Below are 25,285 nucleotides of genomic sequence, written 5' to 3'. Positions count from 1 at the left end.
TCCAGCCCGTAAGGCGTATATGTGAAGCCAATGGACCGGCACACCCGGTGCCGTGCGGTGGCCTCCGGTCCTTCCGCGTCGCGACCGCGGCCCGGCAGCAGGAGATGCACTGTGAATGGCCTGCAACCCACGCTGGCGAAGGTGCCCTGGATACTCGCGGCGCTGGCCCTGCTGGCCGGCGTCCTGCTGAACCTCTTCGCGCCCGAGCCGTACATGGGTCTGCCGCTGCTGGCCGCCGCACCGCTCGTCGCCGGCGCCACCCTCACCTTCCGCTCCGCGCTCGCCGTCGTCTGTGTCACCTGCGTCGTCTCGGTGGCCCTGGACCTCGAACGCGGCCGCCCGGCGACGCCGCTGCTCGTCGATCTGGCCGTGGTCGGCCTGATCGGTGTGCTCGCGCTCGGGGTGAACCGGCTCATCGTGCGGCAGGGCCGCGATCTGGCGCTGGCCAGGGACGTCGCGGAGGCGGTCCAGCGGGCGGTGCTCCCGGACCCGCCGCGGGAGGCCGGGCCGCTGGCCGTGGCCGCCGGGTACACCGCGGCGCAGGCCGAGGCGCGGATCGGCGGCGACTTCTACGCGGTGCAGGAGACACCCTTCGGGGTGCGGATGATCATCGGTGATGTACGGGGCAAGGGCCTCAAGGCCGTCGCCGCGGTGTCCGTCGCGCTCGGCGCCTTCCGTGAGGAGGCCGAATACGCCCCCACCCTGACCGCGCTGGGAGAGCGGCTGGACGAGGCGCTGGCCAGGGCGGCTGCCCGGAGCGGGCCGGTGATCTCCAGTGAGGGCTTCACCACCGCCGTGCTGGCCGAGGTCTCCGCCGACGGCGAGCGGCTGAGCCTCGTCAACCGCGGGCACCCGCCCCCGTATCTGGTGCACGACGAGCAGCCCGTACGACTCGACCCGACCGTCCCGCAGCTGCCCCTCGGCGTGGGCCTGGGCGATATCACCCCGGCGGCCGCCGCACCGGTCGATGTGGTGCGGCTGCCCCGGGGCGCCTCACTGCTGCTGGTCACGGACGGGGTCACCGAGGCACGGGACAGGCGGGGCACGTTCTACGACCCGGCGTCCTCGGCGCGCCTGGGCCGGCCGTTCACGGACCCCGAGACCCTGGTGGACACCCTGACCAAGGACGTCGGCCGCTGGACCGAGGGCGCCCACGCGGACGACATGGCCATCCTCGCCGTCACCCGATGCCAGGCCTCACACCCCACCTGAGCGGGACGGACGCGCCCGCGCTGGGCGGACGGCCCGTCACCACAGCGCCAACTCCGTCCGCCCGCCGCCTACTTGTGCCAGATCCCCCTTCCGGCGACGGCGACCTCGCCGCATTCCTGGACCGTCAACCGACCAAGGCGGCTACCACGCTCAGCTCATCTCGGTCCCGCTGATGTAGTACACCTCGACTGTCGCGGTGCCGTGCAGGAACTGCTCGACCAGCGCCGCGGTGCGGTCACCGCGGTCCCACGCGGCCCTGGCTTTGGGGCTCAGCTCGCGCAGGCCGAGACCGGCACTGTCCGGCCGGATGAGCGTGTCTGCCCAGCCCGCGCCCCGCAGGTACTTCTCCAGCGTGGGGCCGGTGCTGAACTTGGACTCCAGATAGCGGTGCGGCGGGAGCCCGTCGCGGTTGCCGATCGGCTGACCGCTCAGCGCTTTGGACAGCACGTCGCGTGATGTGGTGTTCCAGCCGATGTCGGCGTGCTGGACAGCGGACCAGTTCGCGCCCTTCTGCCCCGCCAGCGCGATGTCGGAGTTGGTGATGCTCCTGAGGATGAAGTGCCCTGCCACGATCGTCCCTCCCGGATTCGGCCGCCATCTTCGGTGCGCGGCCCGGTCATGTGGTGGCGGTGTGAGGGCCCGGCTGGTTGTCCTGTGTCCCTCCGCCTCCCCGGCTTCTCAGGACATGTCCGTCCTCTCACCATCTGTCAGTACCTGCGGAGATCCTCACGTACGGTGCAAATGGCGGTCAAGAAGGCGTCACCACTCTCGGCTGGGCGCGAACGGTGTTCGTATTGCGCGTTCTAAGACCCTCGGGCACGCTCACGGGCGCATCGCCCGTGCGTTTAGTGATCGTTTATTGAGGCTCGGCAGGATGTGCAGTGTCGAGAAGAATCCTGCACAGGGGACGGTATGGCCAAGCTCTATCTGGAGAAGCTCAAGTGCGTCACGACTGAGGGCTGGAGCGGCTCCGACGAGCCGAGGCTGGTGGTCCAGAACCGTGGCACCGTGTGGAACGGGACGGTGCTGGGAGACCGGATGTACACCGTCAAGTACGACTGTGACTTCACGGGAACGATCGCGGTCTCCCTCGGGGAGGGCGGCGGAACAGCCGGGGACGGCAAGCTCGGGGAGCAGTGGATCACGGATACGCCCGGTGAGCGCAGTCTGCGCTTCAGGGCGGACGGTGCCGAGTACAACCTGCTGTACGCGGTGGAGTAGGGAGCTCGTGCCGTGCGACTGCCTCGTTCCGCACCCCGGTGAGTCGCTCAGGACTCCTGCAGGGCACGGAACGAGTCGAACCAGACGGTGGTCCGCCCGACCCTTCCGTTTTCCTTGCGGACCGTGCGGTTCGCATACAGCGGGTTGAGTATCCAGGGCTTCTTGTCAGCGCCCCAGCCCGTCTGCATGGATGCGATCTGGGACACCCCGTAGGTGGCCACCGCGAGCTTCCCGGTCTCCCGGAACATCTGCATCTGCCGCGTCAGATAGTCCTTGTGGGAGGCGAACCACGGACTCATCGCGAGGAAGTCGTCCCACCGCTGCTGGGAGAAGGGCTTCTCGATCGCGTTGCCGATCACCTGCCACACGCGGGTGTCCGGGGGCACCTCGTACTTCTCGGCATAGGCCGCCGGGATCTTGTCGCCCATGTGCTCTTCCCAGTGCTGCACCAGGGAGAACTCCGTGGCGAGGAACTTCTTGCCGTTGTCCAGGCGGGACACGACGTACTGGACGTACGTGCCGGCCGCCTGCAGGGAGTCGACGTGGGGATGGATGTCGAGGCCCTCGAGCTCCGGCTTCCTGTTGACGAAGGCGACCCACCGCTCGGTGGCCGGGGTGCGTCCGTCCTTCTCGTCGAGGCGATTGAGCGCCCCCATGTACAGGCGGGTCCGGCAGCCGTGCGGGAAGTGCTTCCTGCGGTAGCCGATGACGTGTTCGGCGAGGTGCTCGTAGAACACGTTGAGGCGCGCGTCGCGCTCGTCCTTCATGGTTTCGAGGAAGGGCTCGTTGCCGATGGTGAGGATGTCCGTCTTCCCCATGACGGAGTGCAGCACCCGGTCCACACGCTTCAGTTGCGCTGCCATCTCCTTGCTGCCCGCCTTGGGAAGCGACTGCCCGAGAGTCAGGAAGGGGAACTTCAGTGAGAGGACCGTCCTGAAGCCGTTCCGGCTCGCGTCGAGCAGCCTGGCGATGGACCGCTGCTGGGCCGGAGCGTGGGTGTCGAGGTCGTCCGTCATCGGGACGAAGCCGCGCACCCACCTCGCCGAAAGGGCCCTCACCTGGGAGAAGTTCATGTCGGAGGGGTCCTCGTTGAAGTTCACCCCGAGCGCGCCGTTCGGCGCCTCGCCGGTGGGTGCGCCGCCGCCCTTCGCGTCCGGCCGCACACTCCCCTCGCCACCCGACTGCCTGCCCCCCTGGGGATTGCAGGCCGCTGTGAGGAGGGCCGCGCCGGACACTCCCAGCAGCCGGCGACGCGAGGTCGGCCTCGCGAGGGAAGGCGTACCGCGCGTGTCACGCTGCGCGGACGACTCGTACCGCATTGCTGTTCTCCGATTCTGGTGACGTCGTTGCCGGCCGTTTCCCCCACCGGCGCCGTCTGTGGCGCGCCGGCCGGGCGGAGGCCGCTGAACTGCCCTTGCCGACAGGCAGATCCATCCTGCGCGCGACGCCCCGGCGCCGGTCCGTGCATGATCAACGTAGTGGATCGGAGTCAGAGCACGGGCCCGGCTCCCCCTGCCGGAACAGCGCGCCCCCTGGTGACGCCGCCGTCACGGAGTACGTCCCTTGTGCGGCACCCGGCAGTCACCTGAAACTCATCAAATTCTCGCTGCCGCAACCCGCTTCGATGTCCCCGCGTCCCACTCCGTGACGGACGGCTGCTGATCACCAGGGAGAGCACGTGGCGAAGAAGGACCAGAAGAAGAAGGACCAGACGACGGACGCGGCGAGGGAGAAGGACCGCGAGAAGTGGATGGCGCGGCTCCAGGTACGGCTGGCTATGCAGCCGGGCGTGGACCGGGCAGTCATCCTCCAGGCGGTCAAGGAGGTCACGGCGCACTGCGCGGCTACGGGGGAGCACCCGCGGGATGCCTTCGGCGACCCGGACACCTATGCCGTGCAGGCCGGCGCGCGGCTGGTGCCGGCGGACCGGGCGGCGCGCGCGAGGCGGCACGACTCCGTGGTGGGCACGCTCGGCTCCGCACTGAAGAGGGCCGGGGACGTCGCCGGCCTGTGACCGGTCGAAGCGACTTCCGTCATGGCCCGGCGCACGGGTTCTGACACAGCTTCCCTCCGTCGGGCTGCTGGGCGGCCCAGACGATGGGCGGAGTGCCGGAGCCGGTGACACCCACCGTGCTTCGGCTCCGCCACATCCGTCCGCGGCTCGTATGGCGGCCGGGCGGGGCCACATCGGCAGCACCGGCCGCGCCGTCCGACGGCTCTCAGCGCAACTGTCTGAACCAGCGGACGATTGCCGTCGTGCCCGCGACGTTGGAGCCAAGATGCCTGGAGCCCTCGAAGTCCGGGGTACCGAGATCGACGACCGTCGCCTTCACGCCGTGCGACCGCAACGCGGCCTTGCAGTGGTCGGTGTTGGCACGAGCCGCCTGCTCGTCCGCACGGGCTATGTACAGGCGGACCGGGACGCGTGGTGTCCAGGCGCAGGTGCGGTCGGCCACCCGCAGTGCCGCGGCCAGTCGGCCGGCCGGGTGGCGCAGTATGTCGAAGCCGCGCGGGGTGAGCAGTGCGCTGACGGTGTCCGGCGTCCCGGCGAAGAGCTGCCGGCCGGTGTGCGAACCGTCGAACAGTGCCTCCACCGTGTCGTCGTACGGTGCCCGGAAGACCTCGGACGGCGAGTCGTACACAGGGTGCAGCCGGTTCCATGCGACGAGGAAATACGCCGCGTACAGCACGCTTTCCTTCGGGGCGAGAGAGCCGTTGAGCAGTGCCGGCAGCTCGGCGTTCCGGAAGTCGTACGCCCCGCTGACCGGCGCGACGGCCTTGAGCCGGAACCATCGGTCGTCGCCGGCCTGAAGCGACTGCGCCAGCCCCATCGCCGCCGAGGCGCCCTGGGAGAACCCCGTGACCAGCACATCGTGCCCCAGCGCCCGGCCCTTACGCGGAACGAAGGCACGGGCCGCCCGCAGCATGTCCAACGAGGCGGTCGTCTCGGACGGCACATCCATCCAGGGGTGGAGTCCCGGACCGGCGCCGAGGCCGAGGTAGTCCGGGGCGACAGCGGCGAACCCGGCGGACGCGTAGGTGAGGGCGGGCGAGGACACGAATCCGCCCTTGCCTCTGGAGGACGGGACGTCGTGCCGGTAACTGGCGGTGCCATGGGCGAACGACACCGTCCGTAAGCGGTGTTCGCGGCTGCGGGGCAGCACCAGCAGTCCGCTGGCGGTGGTCGGCCGGCCTCTGGGGTCCACGGTGCGGTACACCAGCCGGTAGGCGTCCACCCCGAACCGCACCGTACGCGCGTCGAATCGGGCGGTGCCCAACGCCGCAGCGACATCCTTCTTGGCGGGCAGCGTGTTCACCTGCTGAGCGGACACCAGCCGTCCGCGTTCGGTGCGGGGCGCCGCGGCCGGGGCGGAACAGGCCGTCACCGTCGTAGCGGCCAGGCCGGCCAGGACGATGGCGGTGGCCAGCCAACGAAACAGGGAACGTGAACTGCGGTGTGGGGATGCGGAATTCATGTCGCCGACGCTACGTACGGCCACTCTCGTTTCCAGCCCGGCCAGCTGGCGTATTCGCCCTGGGGCTGTCCCTACCACCAGGTCAACGGGCCCTCACCACAGAGGAAGAGGGCATGTCTCAGCGACTCGACGTGGGGGAGTGCGGCCATGCCGCAAGGAGGCCGGCGTCGTGGGCGAGGAGGGCGGCTTGGACGCGGTTGGCGCAGTGCAGTTTGGCGAGAAGCCGGCTGACGTGGGTCTTCACCGTGGACTCGCCCAGGTGCAGGCCGGCGCCTATCTCGGCATTGGACATGCCCTCGCCGACCAGGCGAAGCACCTCGCCCTCGCGTTCCGTCAGGGCCGACAGGCGTTGCCGCGTGTCCTCTGCTCTCGATGCACCGCGGGCGGAGAACTTCGAGATGAGCCGGCGGGTCACTGAGGGGGCGAGCATGGCGTTCCCTTCATGAACGGTTCGCACCGCCTGGAGGAGGTCGCGGGGCGGGATGTCCTTGAGCAGGAAGCCCATCGCGCCGGCTTCCAGGGCCGTGTGCACGTAGTCGTCGAGGTCGAAGGTGGTGAGGACGACCACCTTGGGTGGGTGGGGCAGCAGCCGCACCTGTGCGGTGGCGGTCAGCCCGTCCATGAAGGGCATCCGGATGTCCGTCAGCACGATGTCGGGCCGGTGCAGGCGGGTCAGCCGCACGGTCTCCACGCCGTTGGTGGCCTCGGCGACCAGGCTGATGTCGGGATCGGCCTGGAGGATCATGCTCAGGCCGGAACGGACCAGGTCCTCGTCGTCGGCCAGCAGAACGCGGATGCTCATGACGCTTCTCGATTCGTGGGGCTCGTGGGAATCGCGGCGGAGACCTGGAAGTGGTGCTCGATTCGCCCGTCCCTGGGTCGGCGGGCCGGCGCGTTCATTCTGGTCGGGCGCCGGCGGGAGGGCGCGCCAGGTCAGCGGATATGGCCGCGGACGTCCGGTCTCTGGCCGCCGGAACCCGCGCTGTGTGCGCCGTGCGTGCCTAGCGTCGTGATCACGAGGTTCTCGAATTTCTCACCGTGAGGGATGAGTGGGATGGGCGACGCATACGAGGGGGAGGCCGGAGTGCGGACAGACGGCGAACACGACACCTGTGTGATCGGGGCGGGACCTGCCGGTCTGGCGGTGGCCAGGGCGCTGCGGGAGCGGAATCTGCCGTATACCCATCTGGAACGGCACCGTGCGGTGGGCGGCGTGTGGGACATCGACAATCCCGGATCGCCGATGTACGAGTCGGCACACTTCATTTCGAGCAAGTCGCTCTCCGGGTTCGGTGGATTTCCGATGCCGGACTCGTACGCGGACTATCCGCCGCACCGCGACATTCTCTCCTATCTGCGGTCGTTCGCCGATGCTTACGGGCTCACGGAGAGGGTGGAGTTCGGCGTCGAGGTGGAGAACCTGGAGAAGCGGCGCGATGGGACCTGGTGTGTGACGCGTGCCGACGGCCGGCGCAGCCTGCACCGCGACGTGGTGATGTGTTCGGGCAGTCAGTGGTATCCGAACGTCCCGGAATTTCCGGGAGTATTCTCCGGGGAGGTCCGTCATACCGTCACGTACCGGAGCGCCGACGAGCTGAAAGGGAAGCGGGTCCTGGTGGTCGGCGCCGGCAATTCCGGGTGTGACATCGCCTGCGACGCGGCGCGCAGCGCAGACCACGCGGTCATCAGTATGCGCCGTGGCTACTGGTTCATTCCCAAGCACGTCTTCGGCCGTCCGGTCGACCAGCTCGCCGCGCACGGACCGAAGGTTCCCCTGTGGCTGGAGCGGCGGCTGTTCGAAGTGCTGCTGCGGCTCTGGAACGGAGATCCGCGGCGGCTCGGACTGCAGAAGCCGGACCACCGGCTCTTCGAATCCCACCCCGCGATCAACTCTCTTCTTCTGCACCACCTTCAGCACGGCGACATACAGGCCAAGCCGGATATCGTGCGGATGCGCGGAGACATGGTGATGTTCGCGGACGGCACCCGGGATCACTTCGACCTCATCCTGCTGGCGACCGGATACCGCCACCGCGTGCCCTATGCCCAGCAGTACCTCAGCGATGACCAGCATCCCGACCTCTATCTCTCCGCCTTCTCGCGGGAGCACGCCGGCCTGTTCGGCGTCGGTTTCGTCGAGACGAATTCCGGGGCGTACCGGCTCTTCGACGCGCAGGCTCAGATGATCGCCAGCTTGATCCAGGAAAGGGCACGCAGGTCACCGGCGGCTCAGCGGTTCTCGGAGCTGATCCGCAGCGACCGGCCTGATCTGACCGGAGGGATTTCCTTTGTCGCCTCACCGCGCCACCAGGGCTATGTCCACAGTGACGCGTTCGTGGCATACCTGCAGAAGGTCATCACCTCCATGGGCTGGCGGGCCACCGGAAATCCCCCTCCAGGCCAGAATGCGGAAACGATGACGAAGGTGGCTCCCTGATGTACGAATTCCAGGACCGCGTCATTCTCGTCACCGGAGCGGCGGGCGGGATCGGCAGTGCGATGTGCCGGCGCTTTGCCTCCGGCGGTGCCCAACTCGTCATCGTCGACCGCGACGAGGGCCGTATCGAGCGCATGGCGGCAGGCCTTCCCGGCACCGGCCACACGGCGTTCTGCGCCGATCTGACCGATCGCGAGGGGGTGCGGCAGGTGCTGGAGGACGTCGCTCACCTGCACGGGCGTCTGGACGTCCTGGTCAACAACGTGGGGATGACCAGCGCGGAGCGTTTTGACACCCGTAGCGTCGAGAGCATCGAGGAAGAGATCGAGGTCAACCTCCTCTCGCCGCTGGTCACCACCCGGCTCGCCATCCCGCTGCTGCGGGCGTCCAGCGATCCGCGGGTGATCACGACCGTCTCTCTGGGCGGCATCTTCCCGTTGGGGGAGACACCGATCTACACGGCGTCGAAGTTCGGTCTGCGCGGGGCGATGCTCTCGATCGGGCTGGACCTGCGGAGCAAGGGCATCCGGGCAGGTTCCGTGCTGCCCTCGGCGATCGACACCCGCATGCTGCGCCAAGAGGCCGTGGATGGGGGCAACTCGATGCAGTTCCAGGACGTGCCGCAGCAGCCCTCCGACGTGGTGAAGACCGTGGTCGGCCTGCTCGACCGGCCCCGGCTGGAGGCGTACACGCGGCCCCGCGAGGCGCGGCTGGTGCGCCTGGTGATGATGGCGCCCAACCTGCTGCCGCGGCTCTTCCCGCCGTTCCGCAGGCGGGGCGAACGTGGCATGGCCCGCTACCTGGAGGATCTGCGGCGGCGCGGTCTGACCCGCAGGACGGACGACGGCTGGGAACTGGCGGACACGCCGTGACCGCCTTCCGCGCCGGCCGTGACGACCTCCTGCCCGTGGTCAACCCGGCCAACGGCCGGCTCCTCGACATCCTTCCCGCGGCCGGTGTCAAGCAGGTCGCGGCGGCCGTGCGGCACGCCCAGCAGGTGCACGACAGCGGTGTGTGGTCCGCACGGGAGCCCCGTGAACGCGCCGCGGTGCTGCTGCGGCTGGCCGGTCTGATGCACCGCGACCGCGAGCTGCTGGCCCGCCTCGACTGTGAGGACGCCGGCAAGCCGATCTCCGAATGCCGGGAACACGACGTGCCCGGCGCGGTCGAAGCGGTGCGATGGTTCGCCGAGGCGGCCGACAAGCTCTATGGGAAGGTCGCCCCGGCCACGGGCGGCCTGGGCTTCACCCGTCGTGAGCCCATCGGCGTGGTCGCTGCCGTCGTGCCGTGGAACTACCCGTTGGCCATGACCGCCTGGAAGGTTGGCCCCGCGCTGGCGGCCGGCAACTGTCTGCTGGTCAAACCGGCCGAGGCGACGCCGCGTTCGGCCTGCTGTCTCGCGGAGCTGGGCCGCGAGGCCGGGCTTCCGGAGGGTGTGCTCACGGTGCTGCCCGGCTTCGGCCCGGTGGCGGGAGCGGCGCTCGCCCGCCATCCGGACGTCGGCGCGTTGTCCTTCACCGGCTCCACCGCGACCGGCCGGCGCGTCCTCGCCGCGGCGGCGGAGAGCAACTTCAAGCGGATCTCACTGGAGATGGGGGGCAAGAGCCCGCAGATCCTGATGCCGGACGCCCTGAGTTTTGGTGCTGAGCTGATCGACCACATGATGGACGCGGCCTTCCTGACCATGGGCCAGAACTGCACCGCCGGGTCCCGGGTACTGGTGCACCGCGGCATCGCGGACGAGGTGCTGGAGCGGTTCGTCGCGGCTGCCCGGTCCCTGACGATCGGTGATCCTGCCTCGCCCGGGACACGCGTCGGCCCGCTGATCGACCGCTCCGCGCTCGCCCGTGTCGCGGCCGCCGTCGACACCGCGCACGCCGAAGGCGCGCAGGTGGTCACCGGCGGCGCCCCCGTGGACGTCCACCCGGGCGGGGCGTACTACCCGCCGACCGTGCTGGTGGGTGTGCCGGACGGCTCCGGCATCCTCACCGAGGAGCTGTTCGGCCCCGTGGTCACCGTGCAGGTCTTTGACACCGAGGAGGAGGCCGTACGCATGGCCAACACGAGCCGCTACGGCCTGGCCGCCTCGGTGTGGAGCCGGGACATCGACAGCGCCCTCCGGATGGCCCGCAAGGTGCACGCGGGAGTGGTGTCGGTCAACTGCTACAGCGAGGGCGACATCACGGTGCCGTTCGGCGGGTGGAAGCAGTCGGGCTTCGGCGGGGCCGAGAAGTCGACGGCCGCCTTCGACCAGTGGACCCGCGGCAAGACCGTGTGGATTCACGGCCGTTGACAGCCTGGCAGGACACCGGCGGCACAGGGAGGTCAGCCGCCGGTGTCCTGCCGGGCGCCGAGTGCCCGGCGCAGCTCCAGCGGCGTCATCCCGTGCCAGCGGTTGACCGCCCGCCGCAGGGTCCGCTCATCGGCGAACCCGACTCCGCGCGCCACCTCACGCACGGTCAGCGCCGTACGGCCGAGCAGCTGCTCGGCCCGCTCCCGCCGCACACCGTCCACCAGCGCGTCATAGGTCGTACCGCACTCCGCGAGCCGCCGCCGCAGCGTGCGCTCACTGGCTGCCTGCCGGTGGGCCTGCTCGGCGAAGGACGGCACGTCCGGCAGGCTCTGTGCGATCGAGATCTCCAGCACCTCCAGGAGGTCCTGCTGCGCGCGGCGGGAGGACATGGCCTGGTCGAGCAACTCCACGGTGCCGGCCAGCGTCCACGGGTCCCGAGCCGGCATCACCAGACATGACCACTCCGGGGCGAACACACAACGATTGGTCTCGGCACCGAAGCGCACCCGGCAGCGGAACAGATCGGCGTACCGCTCCGCATGGGGCGGCCGCCGGTGGGCGAACTCGACTAGCCGGGGGTGGAACGCGGCGCCCACCGCGAGGCGGGTCACCGTCACGATGCTGCTCAGAGCCTCGTCCGCCAGGAAGACCGCGATCGCGGGGTCGAGCCCCGGGTCGGGCAGCCGCGCATGCAGCGCGAACCCTTCGCGGTCCGTGGCCGTGGACCAGACCACCATCGCCCCGGAGAGGTTCTGGTAGCGCACACCCAGTTCCACGGCACTCCGCACGGTGTCGCTGGCGAGCAGCGCGAAGCCGAGCAGGCCCCATGCCGTCAGGTGCTGCGCGGCTCCCACCGCCAGGCCGAGTCCGCTGTCCCCGGTGAGCCGCAGCGCCTCCCTGATGACGGCACTGCCCTGCCGGTAGGACACCCGCAGCTGGGCCGACTGCAGGAGGTCGGGGGCAAGCCCGACGGAGGTGAGCGCCGGCCGCAGATCGACACCGCGCGCATCGCAGACCACCAGCAGGTGCCGCAGAATGCTGGGCTGGATGGTGGCCGAGGTGCTGCGGCTGGTACCCGGCGCACCCTGCGGCCCCGTGCTGGGACTCTCCATCGCCCTCGCCTCCACTGGCCCCCGTCCGCCCAATTCTAGGAAGGGTGGCGCCGGCGGCCCGGGAATGTGGCCGGTAACGCCCCTTCCCCGTCCGCTGACGTCCTCTTTCCCGTGCGCGCCCCTTCCTAGGGTCATGTCCCACGTCGCCTGCCCGCCTCACGGGCAGCAGTACGGAAGGGGCGCTTCGTGTCCGTCATCCCGGCAACCGCCACCCGGCGCCCTCGCGCCGTCGACGTGCTGCGCTCGCGGCCGGGGCGCGCGGTGGGCAGCGGATACTTCGCTCAGGGTTTCGGCGTCGCTGCCGTCTTCACCACGGTGCCCACGGTGCGAGAGCACTTCGGCTTCTCCGGCGGAGCCATGACCGGCCTGCTCGTCGGCGTCTCGCTGGCAGCCGGGGCAGGCAGCTTCGCGGGATCGGCGGTCATCCGGCGTTACGGCGCCACTCAGGTGCTGCGGCCCCTCGTCCTGGCGCTGGCGGTCGCCCCGGCGCTCCTCAGCTGGGCCCCCGGCCGGACGGCTGCCCTCTGCGCCTACCTGCTGTTCGGGCTGGTCCTCGGCGGCGTCGATGTCACCCTCAACACCCGTGCCGCCGTGCTGGAGCGGCGCGCGGGGCACAGCGTTTTCTCCTCCTTCTACGCGGTCGCCGCCGGGGCGGGCATCCTGGCGGCCCTCGCCACCGCCGGCGCCGCACACGCCGGCTGGTCCTTCCGCAGCACGCTGGCCCTCCAGGCGCTCGCCGTGGCGCTGCTCGCCATGCTCGCGGCCGCACGACCCGCTCCGCCCGGGGCGGCGGACCGCCCCGCAGCAGCGTCCGGCGCCGGCGCCGGTGTCCTGGGCCGGAACGTCTGGGCAAGGCTCGTCCCCCTGGGCATCGTCCTGCTGTTCGTCTACGTCATCGACTCCACGATGTCCGCGTGGGCGACGGTCTATCTCCACCAGACCCTGCACGCCTCGCTCGCGACCGCGCCGCTCGCCTACGCGGCCTACCAGACCGGCACCGTCCTGGGCCGGTCCTTCGCCGACGCCCTCGTGCACCGCCTCGGACCGGGCCCGGTGATCCGCTGCTTCGCCCTGGTCACCGCGCTCGGCCTCGCCGCTCTGGCCCTGGCACCCCAGTGGGTGCCCGCAGTGCCCGCGGCAGGGGTCGTCGGCCTGGGCACCTCGGTGCTCGTGCCGCTCACCGTCGCGGCGGCCGGACGTCTCCGCCCCGACGCCACGGACTCCCTCCTCGCCCGGCTCAACGTCTTCAACTACATCGGCGTGGTCTCCGGCGGTGCACTGAGCGGTGTCCTGGGAGCCGGCGGGCACTTCCGGCTGGCCTTCGCACTCCCCGCGGGAGTGGCGCTGCTGCTGCCCCTCGCCTGCCGCTGCTTCCTCCCTCAGGACGGGTAGAGAAACCGATCGCGGTGCGGCGGGGTGTGCTCCCGTCGACGGGCGGCCGAGAACCTCACCACCGGACACGTTCGGCGATCACCCGGGGCTCACAGCGCGCACGCGCGGCGTCGGCCCTGCCCGTCAGCAACCGGGCAGGGCCGTTCCGGCGGCGAGGTGCCGGTCAGGCGTCGCGCCGGTTGGTCAGGACGATCGTGCCGACGACGGCAAGGACGGTGATGACCGCGAAGTAGGCAAGCCCGGGGAAGGGCGCCAGGCTGCCCGTGGCGGGCTCCTTCTGGAGGATCTGGGCCCCCGCGTCCGTGGGCCACCACTTGGAGACCGTCTCGCCGGTCTCACCGAGGAACATCATCATGTTGGGCAGTACGAAGGTGATGCTGGTGGCAGCGGTGATCCCACCGGCGGTGGCCCTCATGACCAGGCCCAGTGCGAGGGCGAACACGCCGAGGAATCCCAGATAGACACCGCCACCCAGGCACACACGCAGCACCGACCCCTCGGACAGGGACGGCGAGGGGACACCGCTGTCCAGGCCGAGGGAGCCCACGAGGACACAACCGAAGGTGATGACCGTCCCCACGACCACGGAGACCGCACCCACGACCAGCGCCTTGGCCGTCAACAGCCGCGGTCGCAGCGGGACGGCCGTGAAGGTGCTGCGGATCGAACCGGTGCCGTACTCCGAGGTGGCCGCGAGTACGCCGAAGAGGCAGACAGCGATCTGCCCGAGCTGGATGCCGCCGAGCAGCTTTCCCAGCACAGCCCCCGAGGGCTCGCCCGGTTGCGCGTTCCCGGCGCTGACCAGAGAGATACCGATCGTGACGAAGCCGGCGGCGAACCACGTCCACCACGTCGACCGAAGGGACCGGACCTTGATCCATTCGAAGGCGGCCGCGTCGATGAAGCGGATGCGCGAGGCCCGGCCCTCGCTCCGCACTGCTGCTGGGGTGGCCTCCATCGTGCCCGTTGCGGTCTTCACGCGGCTCGTCCCTCTTCCTTCGCTCGGTATTCGACTGCGTCCGCGGTGAGTTCCATGAAGGCTTCCTGCAAAGACACCCGCTGGGGCGCCAGTTCGTGCAGCCACAGGCCGTGCCGGCCCGCCAACTCCCCGATCCGCCGGGCATCGAGGCCCTTCACCACCAGGGGAACGTTCTCGCCCCGAGGCTCGCCCCGGCCTGCCGAGTCGTCGTCGAGGGTGCCGCCCGCACGCCGCAGCAACGGCACCAGCTCCACGGCGTGGGGGGTACGGACCACCACGCCGTTGTGCGCGCTGCGGGCAAGGAACTCCGCCATCGAGCAGTCGGCCGCCAGACGGCCACGACCGATCACGATCAGATGGTCCGCGGTGTCCTGCATCTCGCTCATCAGGTGGGAGGAGACCAGCACCGTACGGCCCTCTTCGGCCATACCGCGCATGAGCTCCCGCACCCACTGGATGCCTTCGGGATCGAGGCCGTTGACCGGCTCGTCGAGAATGACGATCTCCGGGTCTCCCAGCAGCGCCGCCGCGATACCCAGGCGCTGGCCCATACCGAGCGAGAAGGCGCCCACCCGCCGACGGGCGGTATCGGTCAGACCGACCCTCTCCAGAACCTCGTCAACTCGCCGCCGCGGCAGGCGGTTGGACGCGGCGAGCCCGCGCAGGTGCTCCCGAGCGGTCCGGCCACTGTGCACCGCCCGCGCCTCCAGCAAGGCACCGACGGTGCGCAAGGGACTGGGAAGGTCGCGGTACGGGCGTCCACACACCGTGGCGGAGCCCGAGGTCGGCCGGTCCAGACCGACGATCATCCGCAGCGTGGTGGACTTCCCCGCCCCGTTCGGTCCCAGGAATCCGGTGACGCGGCCCGGCTTTACGGTGAAATCCAGGTTGTCGACGGCGAATTTGTCGCCGTAGCGCTTGGACAATCCCTTTACTGCAATCATGCTGATCCCTTTCGTGGCATCCCTGTCGGGACGGACAACACGTTAGGCCGCGTCGAGTTGCCGCCGCGTCAGCCGAAAGCGTCCGCGTTCCTCGCTCGCTGGTAGCAGGCGCAGACACCGGGTAGTCCCTGAGAATGAGGGGTGTACACGGGCTGCGAGTCGGCTACGCGTCAGAGGCGGGCACAACCCCCGGTGTCAGCCGGTCACAAGGGGTATGCCGGACGGAATGCCCGGGGCCGGAGTCCATCGAAAGACAAAGGCCCGGCCCTCCGCGGGTCGCGGAGGGCCGGGCGCAGATCAGTGCTTTCCGGTGGTGAGGCGGGCACCGGCCGACGAGCTATTCGGCCACGTAGGTGCACCCCGTCCAGACGAACACCTGGAGTGTGTGACCGTCCTGCCGGACACGTTCCGCCGTCGGCTCGAAGTGCTCATAGCGGTTGCCGCAGAGCAGCTTGAGCGGGGAGCCCATGTCCGGCACATAGCGGACCCGTTCCTCGTCTGCGACGTAGGTGCTGGAGCCTCCACGAAGCAGTGCGTTCATTTCGTTCATCAGCATGGTCAACTGCCCTTCTCCGCGCCCGCTCGACTGTGTGGCGACCGATTTTCGGGGTGACGATTCGCTGCGGGCCATTGGAGCAGGGGCGACACTCGGGAAATCCCTAAAGGGGCCCGGACCGGCGGGGCGGAGTGGCCCGCCGAGGCGGGAAAGTCTGGTCATTTCCCCGGTACTTGAGACGCGGTCACCCGCTGCGGTGGTTCTGTCCGGGCGCGCGCTCTAGTGTCGGTCCCTGCGCCGTGAGCCACCGCTCCGCGCCGACGCCCCGCAAGGCGCGCCCTCACCGCAGCACGGAAAGGAGACCCCGCGATGATCGACGAGTTACTGCCGGAGACGGTCTCCGCGGCGGAGATCCTCGGCGAACCGCCGGCCGCGGCGCTCCTGCCCGAGGAAGAGCCCCTTGTCGCCCGCGCGGTCGCCAAGCGTCAACGCGAGTTTGCTGCGGGCCGCTGGTGTGCCCGCCGGGCCATGGCCCAACTCGGTTTCCCGCCCGTACCGATCCTGCCGGGACCACGCGGGGAACCGCGCTGGCCCTCCGGGCTCGTCGGTGCTCTCACCCACTGCGAGGGGTACGCCGCCGCGGTCGTCGCACGGTCCACGGAGGTGCTCGCCCTCGGCGTCGACGCCGAACCGGCGGAGCCGCTGCCGGACGGGGTGCTGGAAGCCGTGGCGCTGCCCGCGGAACGCGCCGCACTCCCGCGGAACCCTTACGGCGCATCCCCGTTGCCCTGGGACCGGATGCTGTTCAGCGCCAAGGAGTCGGTGTACAAGGCGTGGTTCCCGATGACCGGGCGTCCGCTGGAGTTCGAGGACGCACTCCTCTCCTTCGACCCGGACGAGGGGACCTTCACCGCGCGGCTGCTGGTGCCCGGATGGCAGCTCGGCGATGCGCTACTGACCGGCTTCGAAGGACGCTGGGCCGTACGGGCGGGCCTGGTGATGACCGCGGTCGCCGTCCACGCCGCCTCAGGGTCGGCGGACGAGCCAGGCGCCGGTGTCGCGGCAACGGCAGCGCCGTGACCGGCCGGCGCGGCACGGCCGGCGTGGACCGGAGCGGTCCGGGCCCGGCGCCGGAGACCGCTTCCCGCGGCACAGCGCGCAGAAGCCCTACGGCCGGGACGTCACTTCGCGGGACTTCCGGACGCGAAGAACCGGCCGAGGCCCCGCCGCCCGGACACCCCGACCTTGCGGTACACGGAGGTCAGATGCTGCTCGACGGTGCGCTGGGTCACGAACAGCTCCTCGGCGATCTCCCGGTTGGTGCCACCGGCCGCGGCCATCCGCGCCACCTGGGCCTCGCTCGGGGTCAGCGACTCCACACCGCTCGACGTGACCCGGCGGGGACGGGCGCCGGTGGCCAGCAGCGCGTCATTGGCCTGGGCGTGCAACTGGGCCGCGCCGAGCGCATACGCGAGATCGAGCCCTTGCCGCAGTGTCTCCCGCGCCGCTTCCGTGCGTCCGCACGCATGGAGGGTGGAGCCGTAGTCGACCAGCGTACGGGCCCGTTCGAGCCGTGCCGGAGAGCCGTCGAGGGCGGACAGCGCCTCCTCCAGCAGGCCCAGCTTCCGCGCGCCGCTCTCCGTCGTCGCGAGGAGCCGCAGCCCGGTGCCCAGCGCATCGGTCAGCTTCCCCGCCCGGGCTCGTTCCACGGCGTCCTCCGCCAGCTCCCGGGCAGCCGCCGGCGCGCCCAGGGCGAGGTGGGCACGGCCGGCCCAGAACCACCAGGACGACACGGCAGGACTCGTCCGTGTCCACTGGAGCTGCCGTCTGCCGGCCTCCAGGAGGTCCTCCAGTGCCCCCTTCGCGTCTTGGTGGACGAGCCGCAGCCGCCCCCGAGCACACAGGAACTCGTTCCACTGCCAGGTGTCCAGGCTCGTCGAGGGGAAGGCCTGGGTGGCCGCCGCATCGGCGCCGGCGAGATCACCGGAGTCGATCAGCGCATGGATCTGGGTCGCGACGGGCAGCGCCAGTGTGCGGCCCCAGTGGCGCGGTGGCACCACGTTCAGCGCCGAGCGCGTGGCCGCCAGCGCCTCGGACAGCGCCCCCAGCCGGTAGTGCGCCTCGGCTCGCAGCGCCAGGCACAGGCCGTACAGCAGCAGCCGGTGGCTCTGCCGGGTGACGTCGATGACCCGCTGATAGGCGGCATCCGCCTCGTCCGGCAGCCCCGCGTACAGCAGCGCCGTCGCCGCCGTCGTCAGGAAGAACGGCGAGTCGACACCGGGCACGCTGCTCTCCAGCACCTGGCGGGCAGCGGTGGCCGACTCCTGGGCCCGGTCGGCGCGCACCGAGCACAGGCCGGCCCCCGCGGCGATCAGGGCCCGCTCACCGGGGGTGTTACCGGGCCGGCTGATGTCGAACGGATACTCCTGCAAGGTCACCGCGAAGCTCGTCAGGTCCTCGGCCGACGCCATCAGCCGCTGTCCCTCCAGAAGACGTCGCAGATCCGGGTCGTGGACCGTCGGCGCTTCCTCGGCGAGCAGCCGCACCGCCTGGAGGGACTGCCCGCTGCGGATCAGGCCGCTGGCCAGCGAGCTGAGCAGCCGGAAGCGCAGCGGTGGCTCATGCACATGCTCCAGCGCCGCCTGCAGATGCCGGACGCTCGCCTGCGGGTCCACGACCGCCTCGGCCAGACCCAGCTCCACGAGGACCGGCGTGTCCTCGGGCGTCCGCTCCTCCCCGGGCAGACAGTGCCGCAGCAGCTCCACCGCCAGTGCCGGGGCGCCGCGGAACGACGCCTCCCGGGCGGCCTCCCGCAGCACGGTCACCGCCCAGTCCCCGGCGGCCGGCCGGGTGGTCATCAGCAGATGGCCGGCCACCTGCTCGGCGCGTGCCCCCGCGTCCAGCAGCAGCCGGGCAGCGTGCCGGTGCGCCTCAGCGAGCCGCTCGGGTGGCAGGTCCGCCAGGATGACCTCTCTGATCAGCCCGTGGTTGAAGGACCATCTCCGGCCGTCGTCGACCTCCGAGACCAGCCCGTTGGACCGCAGCGCCCGCATCGCGGCGAAGTGCGTCGCGTCATCCAGCCCGGCCAGCCGTGCGCACACCTCCGGCAGCGCATCGTCGCCCATCACGGCCAGCGCGCGGGCCGCCGCCGTGGCGGAATCGGGCTGTTGCTGCAGGACGGAGCGGACCGCGTCGTGGAAGAAGGCACCGTCGTGCGCGGTGACGTACGGCAGGTTGTCGACGGTCGGCGGTCGGCCGCCGAGCCGCAGGACGCTCAGCAGGGAGTGGACGAGCAGGGGGTTGCCGCCGGTGAGCGCCAGGCAGGCTTCGTGGAACGCGTCGTCCGCCTCGTGGCCGAAGACGGTCTGCACCAGATGGCCGATCCCCCGGTGGGTCAGCGGACCGGGCCGCAGCACCTTGCAGAGCGGCTGGCCCGCGATGTCACCGAGGAGCGCGGCGTCCGTCGCCTCGTCGCCGGTGCGCTGGGACAGCACCAGCAGGAGGGGGAGGCCCTCGATCCGGCGCGCGAGGTGGGTCAGGAAGCGCAGGGACGCCATGTCGGCGCAGTGCGCGTCGTCGACCACGATCACGAGCGGCGCCTCCGCCGCCAGGTTGCAGGTGAACCAGTACAGCCCGTGCAGCACGGCGTACGACATGTCCTCGGTGGGGAGCAGGGCGTCGCCCGGCAGCTTCTCACCGCTGAGCGCCTGCGCCGCGGTACGGGCACTGCCGCTCAGCAGCCGGGTGAGCTGCGGTTCGTCGAGGGTGGCCAGCAGCGGTTCGAAGAGCTGGCGCACGACACCGAAGGGGAAGTCATGCTCCAGAGCGTCGCAGCGGGCCGTCAGCACGGACAGGCCGTCGGTGCGGAGCGCGGACACCAGCCTTTCCAGCAGCAGACTCTTCCCGATGCCGACGACGCCCTCCAGGAGCGCGATACCGCCTGATCCGGCGCGGGCGTCCTGCACGAGAGCGGTGAGGGAGGCCATCTCCTCCTCGCGGTTGACGAGCGTCAACCGGTCCCGCTGGCATTCGAACGCGTCGGTGTGTATCCCGTCGGTCATCGGGAGTCTCCTCTGCACGCACCTGCACCCGGCACGGTCGTTCCGGGCGGTCCGCCGCGGGCAGGGACACAGTATGCGGGCGGCCGTCGGCCGACGGCCGGTCCGCTCCCGCGCAGGCCCCGCGTGGCACGCGGCGACGCCCGTGCGCAGGGGAATGCTGCCTGTCCATTGCTGTCTCCTTGCCCTCTCCCCGTTGGGGCGCTTTCTCCAGTTTCTCCTATATGTAGTGAACCGGAGACCTCCGGGGGTACCCGGGAGGCGAAGCTTTGGCGAAGAGATCTCCCCGGGGGTCGTACGGGCGCCGCGCCGGAGCACGCCAGGTGCCCGTCCCGGTTCCGGGACGTCTCGTGTCAGGGGCATGCGCCGCTGGTGACACATGCCGGGCGACGGCGCTTTCCAGCCGAGTTGACTCTATCTCGTCCCCCGGCCGGACGTGAGACCCGTGCACCATGCGGCAGGGCCGGGCGGTGCGGCAGCGGCGAGGGGCTCGGTGGAACGGACGCCTCATCAAGTGGCCACGGAGTTACGGGGGATGAGCCGGGCCGTCGTCCCGGAAACCGCCGCCTCCCACACCACGCAACACCGGCTCCGCGAGGAGAAGGGGAACTTCCTCGCGGAGCCGGTGCCGGGTGAACAGAGAAGGGCTGTCCATCGGGGACGCCCGTTGTCCTGACGGCCGTTCTGCAGACCTATGACGCGCGGGAGTTCGGCATGCCCGGCACGGTCCGGGTGCCCGGGGTGGCCGACGGTGTGCGAGCTGCCGTGGCCTCGGGGCGGGCGGCTGCGGAGCGCCGTCGGGGAGCGTCCGTCCGGCGGCTGCGGCTGCGCCGGCTGTCGGCGTCCTTCACGAACTCGGGGAGGACCCGGGGCGGCCAACTGCCGATGGTGAGCATCCCCATGGAGTGGGCACGGGCGACCAGCGCGGCCCGATTGGGTGCCTTGAGCCGACGCAGCATCAGACCGACGTGGTACTCCACACCCTGCCTGCTGAGGTAGAGCCGGGCGGCCAGCTGCACCGTGGAGGCGCCGCTGGCGACGCCTTCGAGGATCTGTGCGTCGAGTTCGGTGAGCAGCTGCCGGCGGCCGGCCGGCGCGTCCTCCTGGCCGGTGAGCGAGGCCGAGGCGTCGTCGGGCCGGACCACCACGACGAACGACGGGGCCTGCTCCGACTCGCTCCGTACCGCTATGCCGGTCAGTTCACCCGAGAACGGCACCTCCTCGCCCCGTATTCCCACCATCCGTTCCACGAACCGTGCGCGCTGCCCCTCGGCCAGGCGGGCGAAGTGCCGGTTCAGCAGCCCGGGGGCGCTGGGGTGCAGAAGCGAGTAGAGGCTGCGTCCGCAGGTGTCGGCGGAGTCCTGGCCGAACAGCCGGAAGAACTCCGCGTCAGCGGCCATGATCGCCAGCGACTCGTTGAGGCTCGCCATGCAGGCCTGTTGGTGGTCGAGCGGGCGCCGTCCCGCCCCGAGGGCGGGCTGGTCGGGCACACGCGGGGTGTGGGGGGGCTGAGGGGGGAGGGGCGCCGACGTCGGCATCGGGTCGGCGTATTGCTGGGATGTCAAGGGAGCTACCGTCTTTCTGCGGTCGACGCACCGGGAAATCCGACCGTCGAATGAGGCATTGGTCGTCCTCGCTCCATCGGTCCACGGAGCGAAGTGCCTTTCTTGCATTGGTATTCCGCTGATCAGAACCCTAGGAAGGCCGCATCCCGGGAGTCAACGCGACATGTGGCAAATAGCAAAACACTGTGGTGTCCCGGTGCGGTGGTTCGGTATCAATACGGTGCGGTAGCAATAACTCTTTGTCATGGTGCGATTGTTGAGAGAGGCCGGCGCCACCAGGCGACGCCGGCCTCTACGACAAAGACGAGGGTGCGGAGGTCAGTAGGGCGCCGCCGCAGCGGGCGAGTTGGGCTGCCGGTCGAGTTCTCGCAATGCATCGGAGAGATGCACTCGCCCGGGAATTGACATCTTGCGGTAGCAATTCGTCAGATGCTTTTCCACGGCACGGCACGTGATGTTCAGCTCGTTGGCGATCGCCTGGTTCGTCATCCCCGAGGCGGCCAGCTCGGCGACCTTCCGCTCCGCGGGGGTCAGTTGGCCGCGGGTGGCCTCCGGGTCCGGCGGTGCCTCGGCCAGCAGTTCCTCCGCTCGCCGGGCCAGCCAGGGGGTGTCGCAGGCGACTGCCTCGGCGTGGGCCCGGCGCAGTGCCGCGCGGCCATGGGAGTCGGCCGGGCCGAGGCGCGCACCGAGGTCCAGCAGGGCCTGGCACAGCTCGAAGCGGTTGGCGGACAGCTGGAGGACCTCCACGGCCTCTCGGAGCACGTCGGTGCTGCCCGGCCCCTCGACCATGTGGCTGTACACGCGCAGTGCCCGGCCGAGCGGCCCCGGCGCCCCCCAGGCGCGGGCCCATTTCACCTCCAGCGCGCTCAGCTCCCTGGCCTGCTCGCGTTCGCCGAGGTAGAGGTGCAGAAACGCGGCGGCCGAGGCCCAGGGGAGCAGCGCCGGGTTGTGCCATCCGCACTGTTCGAGACGCCGTCCGGCGTCGAGGAAGTGGCCCAGAGCCGCTTCCAGATCGCCCTTCCGCGCCGCGCTCTGCCCCTTCAGCATGGCCAGTCCCGACCACACATACGGATCTTCCTCCGCCCGGTACTTGACGGCGAGCAGCCGGTCGGCGAGCTGGTCGTCCCCGGTGAGGATCGCGCACGTGGCGAGGGTCATGGACGACAGGGTGAAGACCTCCTCGTGCTTCGACCCGGCCAGTTCGAAGGCGGCGAGCGCCTGCTTCTTGGCGACCGTCAGACGGCCGCGGGCCAGCGAGACGAGTGCCTGCTCGGTGCCGATCAGCGCCTGCTCCACGCGCGTCTGCCGCCCCGCCGCGTTCTGCTGGACCGCGTCGAGCCAGGAACTCAGCTCCTCGATGGCGTCCGCGGCCACGAGGGCGGCCACCACCAGCGGCATGGTGGTGTGCACATGCGCGGGCAGGGCCGGCTCGCTCTCCAGGACACGCTTCGCGAGCTGTGCCACCTCATGGGCGGGCAGCGCGTTGGCGAACGTCGCGGCACCGATCAGCGGGGCGAGCAGCTCCCGCTCGGCCACGGTGCCGGTCTTCGGCTCGGGACCCAGACCGACGAGACGGGCCACGGAGTCGGCCAGCTTCTCCGGATCGGACAGCGTCGACTGCCGGACGCGGGCCTCCACGCGCAGCGCCAGCTCCCGTTCCGGTCCGTGCAGCCGGTCCACGGGCCCCAGCGCGTCCGCCGCCTCCTGCAGCAGCTCGTGGACGGGCAGCAGCGTCGAGGAGAACGCGCTGGGCGCCAGCCGCACCACGGCCCGCGCGCGCCGTACGGGGCCGTCGCACAGCAGGACGGCCTGGGCGATGTGCCGCACGGACGTGTAGGGGGCGAAGCTGCGTTCCGACGTGGCCAGGTCGACCAGCAGTTCCGCCCTTTCCCCGTCCGGTGAACGGCCCATCAGGGCCCGCCGCAGATAGCGTGCGGCGACCTCGGGCGCGCCCCTGCCCTGCGCGGTGCCCGCCGCCGCGCGCAGCACGTCGGTGGCCCATGCGTAGGTCGGTGCGGTGAGGGCCATCAGATGCCTCGCCACCTGCTCGGGCGGCCGGCCGGACCGGTGCAGCAGCTCGGCCGCCAGCGCGTGCATGGCGGCCCGTTCCTCCGGGGGTATGCCCTCCGCCACCGCCTCCTGCACGAGGGCGTGCACATACCGGGGAGGCTGTTCGCCGGTCGTCAGACCGAGAGCTGTCAGCTTCCGCAGGGCGTGGTCCCGCCCGGTGGCGTCCACCTCGGCCAGCTTGCTCAGCAGCTCCGGGGTCGTGTCGTCCCCGAGCACGGCCATGGCCCGCGCAACCCTCCTGACCTGCTCCGCCTGCGCGTCCAGGCGCAGCAGCAGCCGGTGTCGCAGCGCGGCGGGCCGGAGCGCGGCGGCGGCCTCCGCGTTGTCCGCGACGGGCTGGAGGTCCCGGTGCGCGGAATCCGCCAGAAGGCAGTGGAGGATCAGGGGATTGCCGCCGGTTGCCTGCTGGCAGGCCGCGGCGAACACCCCGTCCGGCGCTTCGCCGTGGTACCGGCGGATCAGCGCGTGAGTGTCCTTCCAGGCGAGGTTTCCCGGGCGCAGGATGTGCGTGGCATGTCCGATGACCCCCTGGACCGCCGGATGCCCGGCCAGGTCGTCGCCCTCGCGGACGGCACACACCAGCAGCACCGGCAGGCCGGCGAGCCGCCCGCTCAGGTGCCGCAGCCACTGGAGGGTGGCCGGGTCCGCCCACTGCAGCTCGTCGACGAGCAGCAGAACGGGCTGGTCGCGGGCCATGTTCTCGACGAGCGCGGTGAGGCTGTCCAGAACGGGCTGTGCCGGTTCCGCACCCACCGGCCGGCCGGCGTCGAGCACGCTGCGCGCCTGGCTCGCGTTCCCCGCTGTCCATCGCGCCATCTCCTCGGGCGAGGCGTGCCGTAGCGCCGGTTCCAGGAGCTGGCGGGCCGCCCCCAGGGGGAAGTCCCGCTCCATCGGCGCCGCGTTCACCCGCAGGTGCAGGGCTCCCCGCGCCGCGCGGAGGGCGCCGATGCCGTCGAGGAGTGCTGATTTGCCGACCCCCAACGGACCGGTGACCAGTACCAGCGCGCCTCGCCCGCTTCCGAGGACGGTGGCTGCCAGGTCGAGTTCCACCTCGCGGTCCAGCAACATCAGGTTCAGGTCCCTTCAGACCGCGAGCTGTTCTTGCAGCGGCGTGTGCCGAGGTGTCGCACACTGCGCGGACAAGCGGGCGCGGTACCGGGCATTTCCCGACCGCACCGCCGCCGGTGTTCGGCGCGCAGGGTGCGTACTGCTACGGACATGCCGCCGTGGGTGGCACCGGCGAAGGGGCAGGAAGCGCAAAAAACCGGCGGGGCAGTGCGGTCGAGGCAGCCTGCCGGGTTTCTGCCGCTTACGCCGAGCGCCCGGCGTGTATTGCAGCGAGCTGGTCTCTGTTGCTTCCTGTCGGCGTTCACCTTCCAACGGCAGTGTGCTGCACGGGAATTTCGTCGTTCTCCGCGTTCAAGGTTGCCACATCGTTCTGTGAAACCCGCTCGGGGGCGTTGCGCGATGCGCTGGGGCCGCAATCGAAGGGCGTCCAAGCCGATCTCTGAAGGGCTGTAAGGAAATACTCGACGGTAACGGTCCCGGGGAAAGAGATTCGACTGTGACAGGTATCCGTCATGAAATATTTCGCAGGAGTTCGGGTTCGGTGCGGCTCCGGGCGGCGCAGACACGGTGGATCGCACGGTGACGGCAAAGCGGGAATTCGCGGGCGCTGCCCAGTGGTGACGGTATGGCCAATGTTACGCACGCATCTCAGGTGTACTGCGAGGTTCTTGAGGAGAATATGAGGCTTCTCCTCCGCCGGGGCCCCTGGCTTGTGGCCGGGGTGAGGCGCGACGGTCCGGTCGCCTCATGGGGTGCACGGGCAGCCGGATCTGAACCCCTCAGTCATGGCTGTTCGGCTGTCTGACAAGTTCACGAGAATCGTGGAACCCCAGGTGAGGGGTGTCAACCGGACCAACGGCCCGATCTGCGGGGCCGAACGTCGCGGATCGCATCGGCGCAGGTCGTGGCCGGTTCCATGCCCTGGCCGTGAGCGAGTTCGGCCACTCTTCTAGGGAAATCCA

19 protein-coding genes are annotated in these 25,285 nt (G+C 70.5%); 8 read left to right on the top strand and 11 right to left on the bottom strand.

From position 1 onward, the window contains the following. Nucleotides 1-111 precede the first annotated feature (111 nt). Nucleotides 112-1,212 carry a PP2C family protein-serine/threonine phosphatase gene (locus ACWC9R_RS19850; RefSeq protein WP_450733181.1) on the top strand — a complete coding sequence of 367 codons (1,101 nt, stop codon included), beginning with the start codon at nucleotides 112-114 and terminating at the stop codon, nucleotides 1,210-1,212. Between the two features lie 150 nt (nucleotides 1,213-1,362). On the opposite strand, the gene ACWC9R_RS19845 is transcribed toward ACWC9R_RS19850, so the two are convergent. Next, nucleotides 1,363-1,782 (bottom strand): hypothetical protein, encoded by a 420-nt coding sequence (locus tag ACWC9R_RS19845; RefSeq protein ID WP_450733179.1) that lies wholly within the window; start codon nucleotides 1,780-1,782, stop codon nucleotides 1,363-1,365. Nucleotides 1,783-2,124: 342 nt separating this feature from the next. Between ACWC9R_RS19845 and ACWC9R_RS19840 the strand changes: the two genes are divergently transcribed. Further along, the gene (locus ACWC9R_RS19840) at nucleotides 2,125-2,433 is read left to right on the top strand and encodes a hypothetical protein (protein ID WP_450733177.1); all 309 of its coding nucleotides are present in this window, start codon (nucleotides 2,125-2,127) and stop codon (nucleotides 2,431-2,433) included. Between the two features lie 47 nt (nucleotides 2,434-2,480). Here ACWC9R_RS19840 and ACWC9R_RS19835 read toward each other — a convergent pair whose 3' ends face one another. Then, nucleotides 2,481-3,596: a hypothetical protein gene (locus tag ACWC9R_RS19835; protein WP_450733175.1), complete on the bottom strand. Its 1,116-nt coding sequence runs from the start codon at nucleotides 3,594-3,596 to the stop codon at nucleotides 2,481-2,483. Nucleotides 3,597-4,183: 587 nt separating this feature from the next. Here ACWC9R_RS19835 and ACWC9R_RS19830 point away from each other — a divergent pair. Continuing rightward, nucleotides 4,184-4,447 (top strand): hypothetical protein, encoded by a 264-nt coding sequence (locus ACWC9R_RS19830; protein WP_450733224.1) that lies wholly within the window; start codon nucleotides 4,184-4,186, stop codon nucleotides 4,445-4,447. Between the two features lie 205 nt (nucleotides 4,448-4,652). Here ACWC9R_RS19830 and ACWC9R_RS19825 read toward each other — a convergent pair whose 3' ends face one another. Further along, on the bottom strand, nucleotides 4,653-5,909 hold the full coding sequence (locus ACWC9R_RS19825) for an alpha/beta hydrolase family protein (protein WP_450733173.1): 1,257 nt from the start codon (nucleotides 5,907-5,909) through the stop codon (nucleotides 4,653-4,655). A 118-nt stretch (nucleotides 5,910-6,027) separates the two neighbouring features. Beyond that, complete coding sequence (locus ACWC9R_RS19820) at nucleotides 6,028-6,711, bottom strand: response regulator (RefSeq protein WP_450733171.1); 684 nt, start codon at nucleotides 6,709-6,711, stop codon at nucleotides 6,028-6,030. 252 nt (nucleotides 6,712-6,963) lie between these two features. Here ACWC9R_RS19820 and ACWC9R_RS19815 point away from each other — a divergent pair, with 252 nt between their 5' ends. From ACWC9R_RS19815 to ACWC9R_RS19805, 3 genes are read left to right on the top strand one after another with little or no spacing between them, the layout of a single operon-like run. After that, complete coding sequence (locus tag ACWC9R_RS19815) at nucleotides 6,964-8,346, top strand: flavin-containing monooxygenase (RefSeq protein WP_450733170.1); 1,383 nt, start codon at nucleotides 6,964-6,966, stop codon at nucleotides 8,344-8,346. Continuing rightward, entirely contained in the window at nucleotides 8,343-9,218 is an 876-nt protein-coding gene (locus ACWC9R_RS19810; RefSeq protein ID WP_450733222.1) for an SDR family NAD(P)-dependent oxidoreductase, read from the top strand. Before ACWC9R_RS19815 ends, ACWC9R_RS19810 begins: the two co-directional genes overlap by 4 nt. Then, entirely contained in the window at nucleotides 9,215-10,639 is a 1,425-nt protein-coding gene (locus ACWC9R_RS19805; protein ID WP_450733168.1) for an aldehyde dehydrogenase family protein, read from the top strand. The genes ACWC9R_RS19810 and ACWC9R_RS19805 overlap by 4 nt, the downstream gene beginning before the upstream one ends. 32 nt (nucleotides 10,640-10,671) lie before the next feature. Here ACWC9R_RS19805 and ACWC9R_RS19800 read toward each other — a convergent pair whose 3' ends face one another. Further along, complete coding sequence (locus ACWC9R_RS19800; protein ID WP_450733166.1) at nucleotides 10,672-11,751, bottom strand: AraC family transcriptional regulator; 1,080 nt, start codon at nucleotides 11,749-11,751, stop codon at nucleotides 10,672-10,674. Between the two features lie 186 nt (nucleotides 11,752-11,937). Between ACWC9R_RS19800 and ACWC9R_RS19795 the strand changes: the two genes are divergently transcribed. After that, nucleotides 11,938-13,143 (top strand): MFS transporter, encoded by a 1,206-nt coding sequence (locus ACWC9R_RS19795; RefSeq protein ID WP_450733165.1) that lies wholly within the window; start codon nucleotides 11,938-11,940, stop codon nucleotides 13,141-13,143. Between the two features lie 163 nt (nucleotides 13,144-13,306). On the opposite strand, the gene ACWC9R_RS19790 is transcribed toward ACWC9R_RS19795, so the two are convergent. The 3 genes from ACWC9R_RS19790 to ACWC9R_RS19780 all read right to left on the bottom strand — a co-directional run bounded on the left by ACWC9R_RS19790 (nucleotide 13,307) and on the right by ACWC9R_RS19780 (nucleotide 15,622). Continuing rightward, on the bottom strand, nucleotides 13,307-14,122 hold the full coding sequence (locus ACWC9R_RS19790) for a hypothetical protein (protein ID WP_450733163.1): 816 nt from the start codon (nucleotides 14,120-14,122) through the stop codon (nucleotides 13,307-13,309). Further along, complete coding sequence (locus tag ACWC9R_RS19785) at nucleotides 14,119-15,066, bottom strand: ABC transporter ATP-binding protein (protein ID WP_450733161.1); 948 nt, start codon at nucleotides 15,064-15,066, stop codon at nucleotides 14,119-14,121. The genes ACWC9R_RS19790 and ACWC9R_RS19785 overlap by 4 nt, the downstream gene beginning before the upstream one ends. Before the next feature lie 337 nt (nucleotides 15,067-15,403). Further along, the gene (locus ACWC9R_RS19780; protein WP_450733160.1) at nucleotides 15,404-15,622 is read right to left on the bottom strand and encodes a DUF5988 family protein; all 219 of its coding nucleotides are present in this window, start codon (nucleotides 15,620-15,622) and stop codon (nucleotides 15,404-15,406) included. A 309-nt stretch (nucleotides 15,623-15,931) separates the two neighbouring features. On the opposite strand from ACWC9R_RS19780, the gene ACWC9R_RS19775 reads away from it, so the two are divergent. After that, complete coding sequence (locus ACWC9R_RS19775; protein ID WP_450733158.1) at nucleotides 15,932-16,642, top strand: 4'-phosphopantetheinyl transferase family protein; 711 nt, start codon at nucleotides 15,932-15,934, stop codon at nucleotides 16,640-16,642. Between the two features lie 101 nt (nucleotides 16,643-16,743). On the opposite strand, the gene ACWC9R_RS19770 is transcribed toward ACWC9R_RS19775, so the two are convergent. The 3 genes from ACWC9R_RS19770 to ACWC9R_RS19760 all read right to left on the bottom strand — a co-directional run bounded on the left by ACWC9R_RS19770 (nucleotide 16,744) and on the right by ACWC9R_RS19760 (nucleotide 24,323). Next, on the bottom strand, nucleotides 16,744-19,623 hold the full coding sequence (locus ACWC9R_RS19770; RefSeq protein WP_450733156.1) for an ATP-binding protein: 2,880 nt from the start codon (nucleotides 19,621-19,623) through the stop codon (nucleotides 16,744-16,746). Between the two features lie 689 nt (nucleotides 19,624-20,312). Continuing rightward, nucleotides 20,313-21,110 (bottom strand): LuxR C-terminal-related transcriptional regulator, encoded by a 798-nt coding sequence (locus ACWC9R_RS19765; protein WP_450733154.1) that lies wholly within the window; start codon nucleotides 21,108-21,110, stop codon nucleotides 20,313-20,315. Nucleotides 21,111-21,503: 393 nt separating this feature from the next. After that, complete coding sequence (locus ACWC9R_RS19760) at nucleotides 21,504-24,323, bottom strand: helix-turn-helix transcriptional regulator (RefSeq protein WP_450733152.1); 2,820 nt, start codon at nucleotides 24,321-24,323, stop codon at nucleotides 21,504-21,506. Between the last annotated feature and the right edge of the window lie 962 nt (nucleotides 24,324-25,285).

The organism is Streptomyces sp. NPDC001219, from assembly GCF_053597915.1.
This window is presented reverse-complemented; position numbering and strand designations above follow the sequence as displayed.

Excerpts from the sequence above, each read along its gene's own strand:
- ACWC9R_RS19830 (WP_450733224.1), top strand. The coding sequence starts at position 4,184 with ATGGCGCGGCTCCAGGTACGGCTGGCTATGCAGCCGGGCGTGGACCGG.
- ACWC9R_RS19770 (WP_450733156.1), bottom strand. The coding sequence starts at position 19,623 with ATGACCGACGGGATACACACCGACGCGTTCGAATGCCAGCGGGACCGG.
- ACWC9R_RS19785 (WP_450733161.1), bottom strand. The coding sequence starts at position 15,066 with ATGATTGCAGTAAAGGGATTGTCCAAGCGCTACGGCGACAAATTCGCC.
- ACWC9R_RS19780 (WP_450733160.1), bottom strand. The coding sequence starts at position 15,622 with ATGCTGATGAACGAAATGAACGCACTGCTTCGTGGAGGCTCCAGCACC.
- ACWC9R_RS19840 (WP_450733177.1), top strand. The coding sequence starts at position 2,125 with ATGGCCAAGCTCTATCTGGAGAAGCTCAAGTGCGTCACGACTGAGGGC.
- ACWC9R_RS19760 (WP_450733152.1), bottom strand. The coding sequence starts at position 24,323 with ATGTTGCTGGACCGCGAGGTGGAACTCGACCTGGCAGCCACCGTCCTC.
- ACWC9R_RS19775 (WP_450733158.1), top strand. The coding sequence starts at position 15,932 with ATGATCGACGAGTTACTGCCGGAGACGGTCTCCGCGGCGGAGATCCTC.
- ACWC9R_RS19820 (WP_450733171.1), bottom strand. The coding sequence starts at position 6,711 with ATGAGCATCCGCGTTCTGCTGGCCGACGACGAGGACCTGGTCCGTTCC.
- ACWC9R_RS19800 (WP_450733166.1), bottom strand. The coding sequence starts at position 11,751 with ATGGAGAGTCCCAGCACGGGGCCGCAGGGTGCGCCGGGTACCAGCCGC.
- ACWC9R_RS19815 (WP_450733170.1), top strand. The coding sequence starts at position 6,964 with ATGGGCGACGCATACGAGGGGGAGGCCGGAGTGCGGACAGACGGCGAA.
- ACWC9R_RS19825 (WP_450733173.1), bottom strand. The coding sequence starts at position 5,909 with ATGAATTCCGCATCCCCACACCGCAGTTCACGTTCCCTGTTTCGTTGG.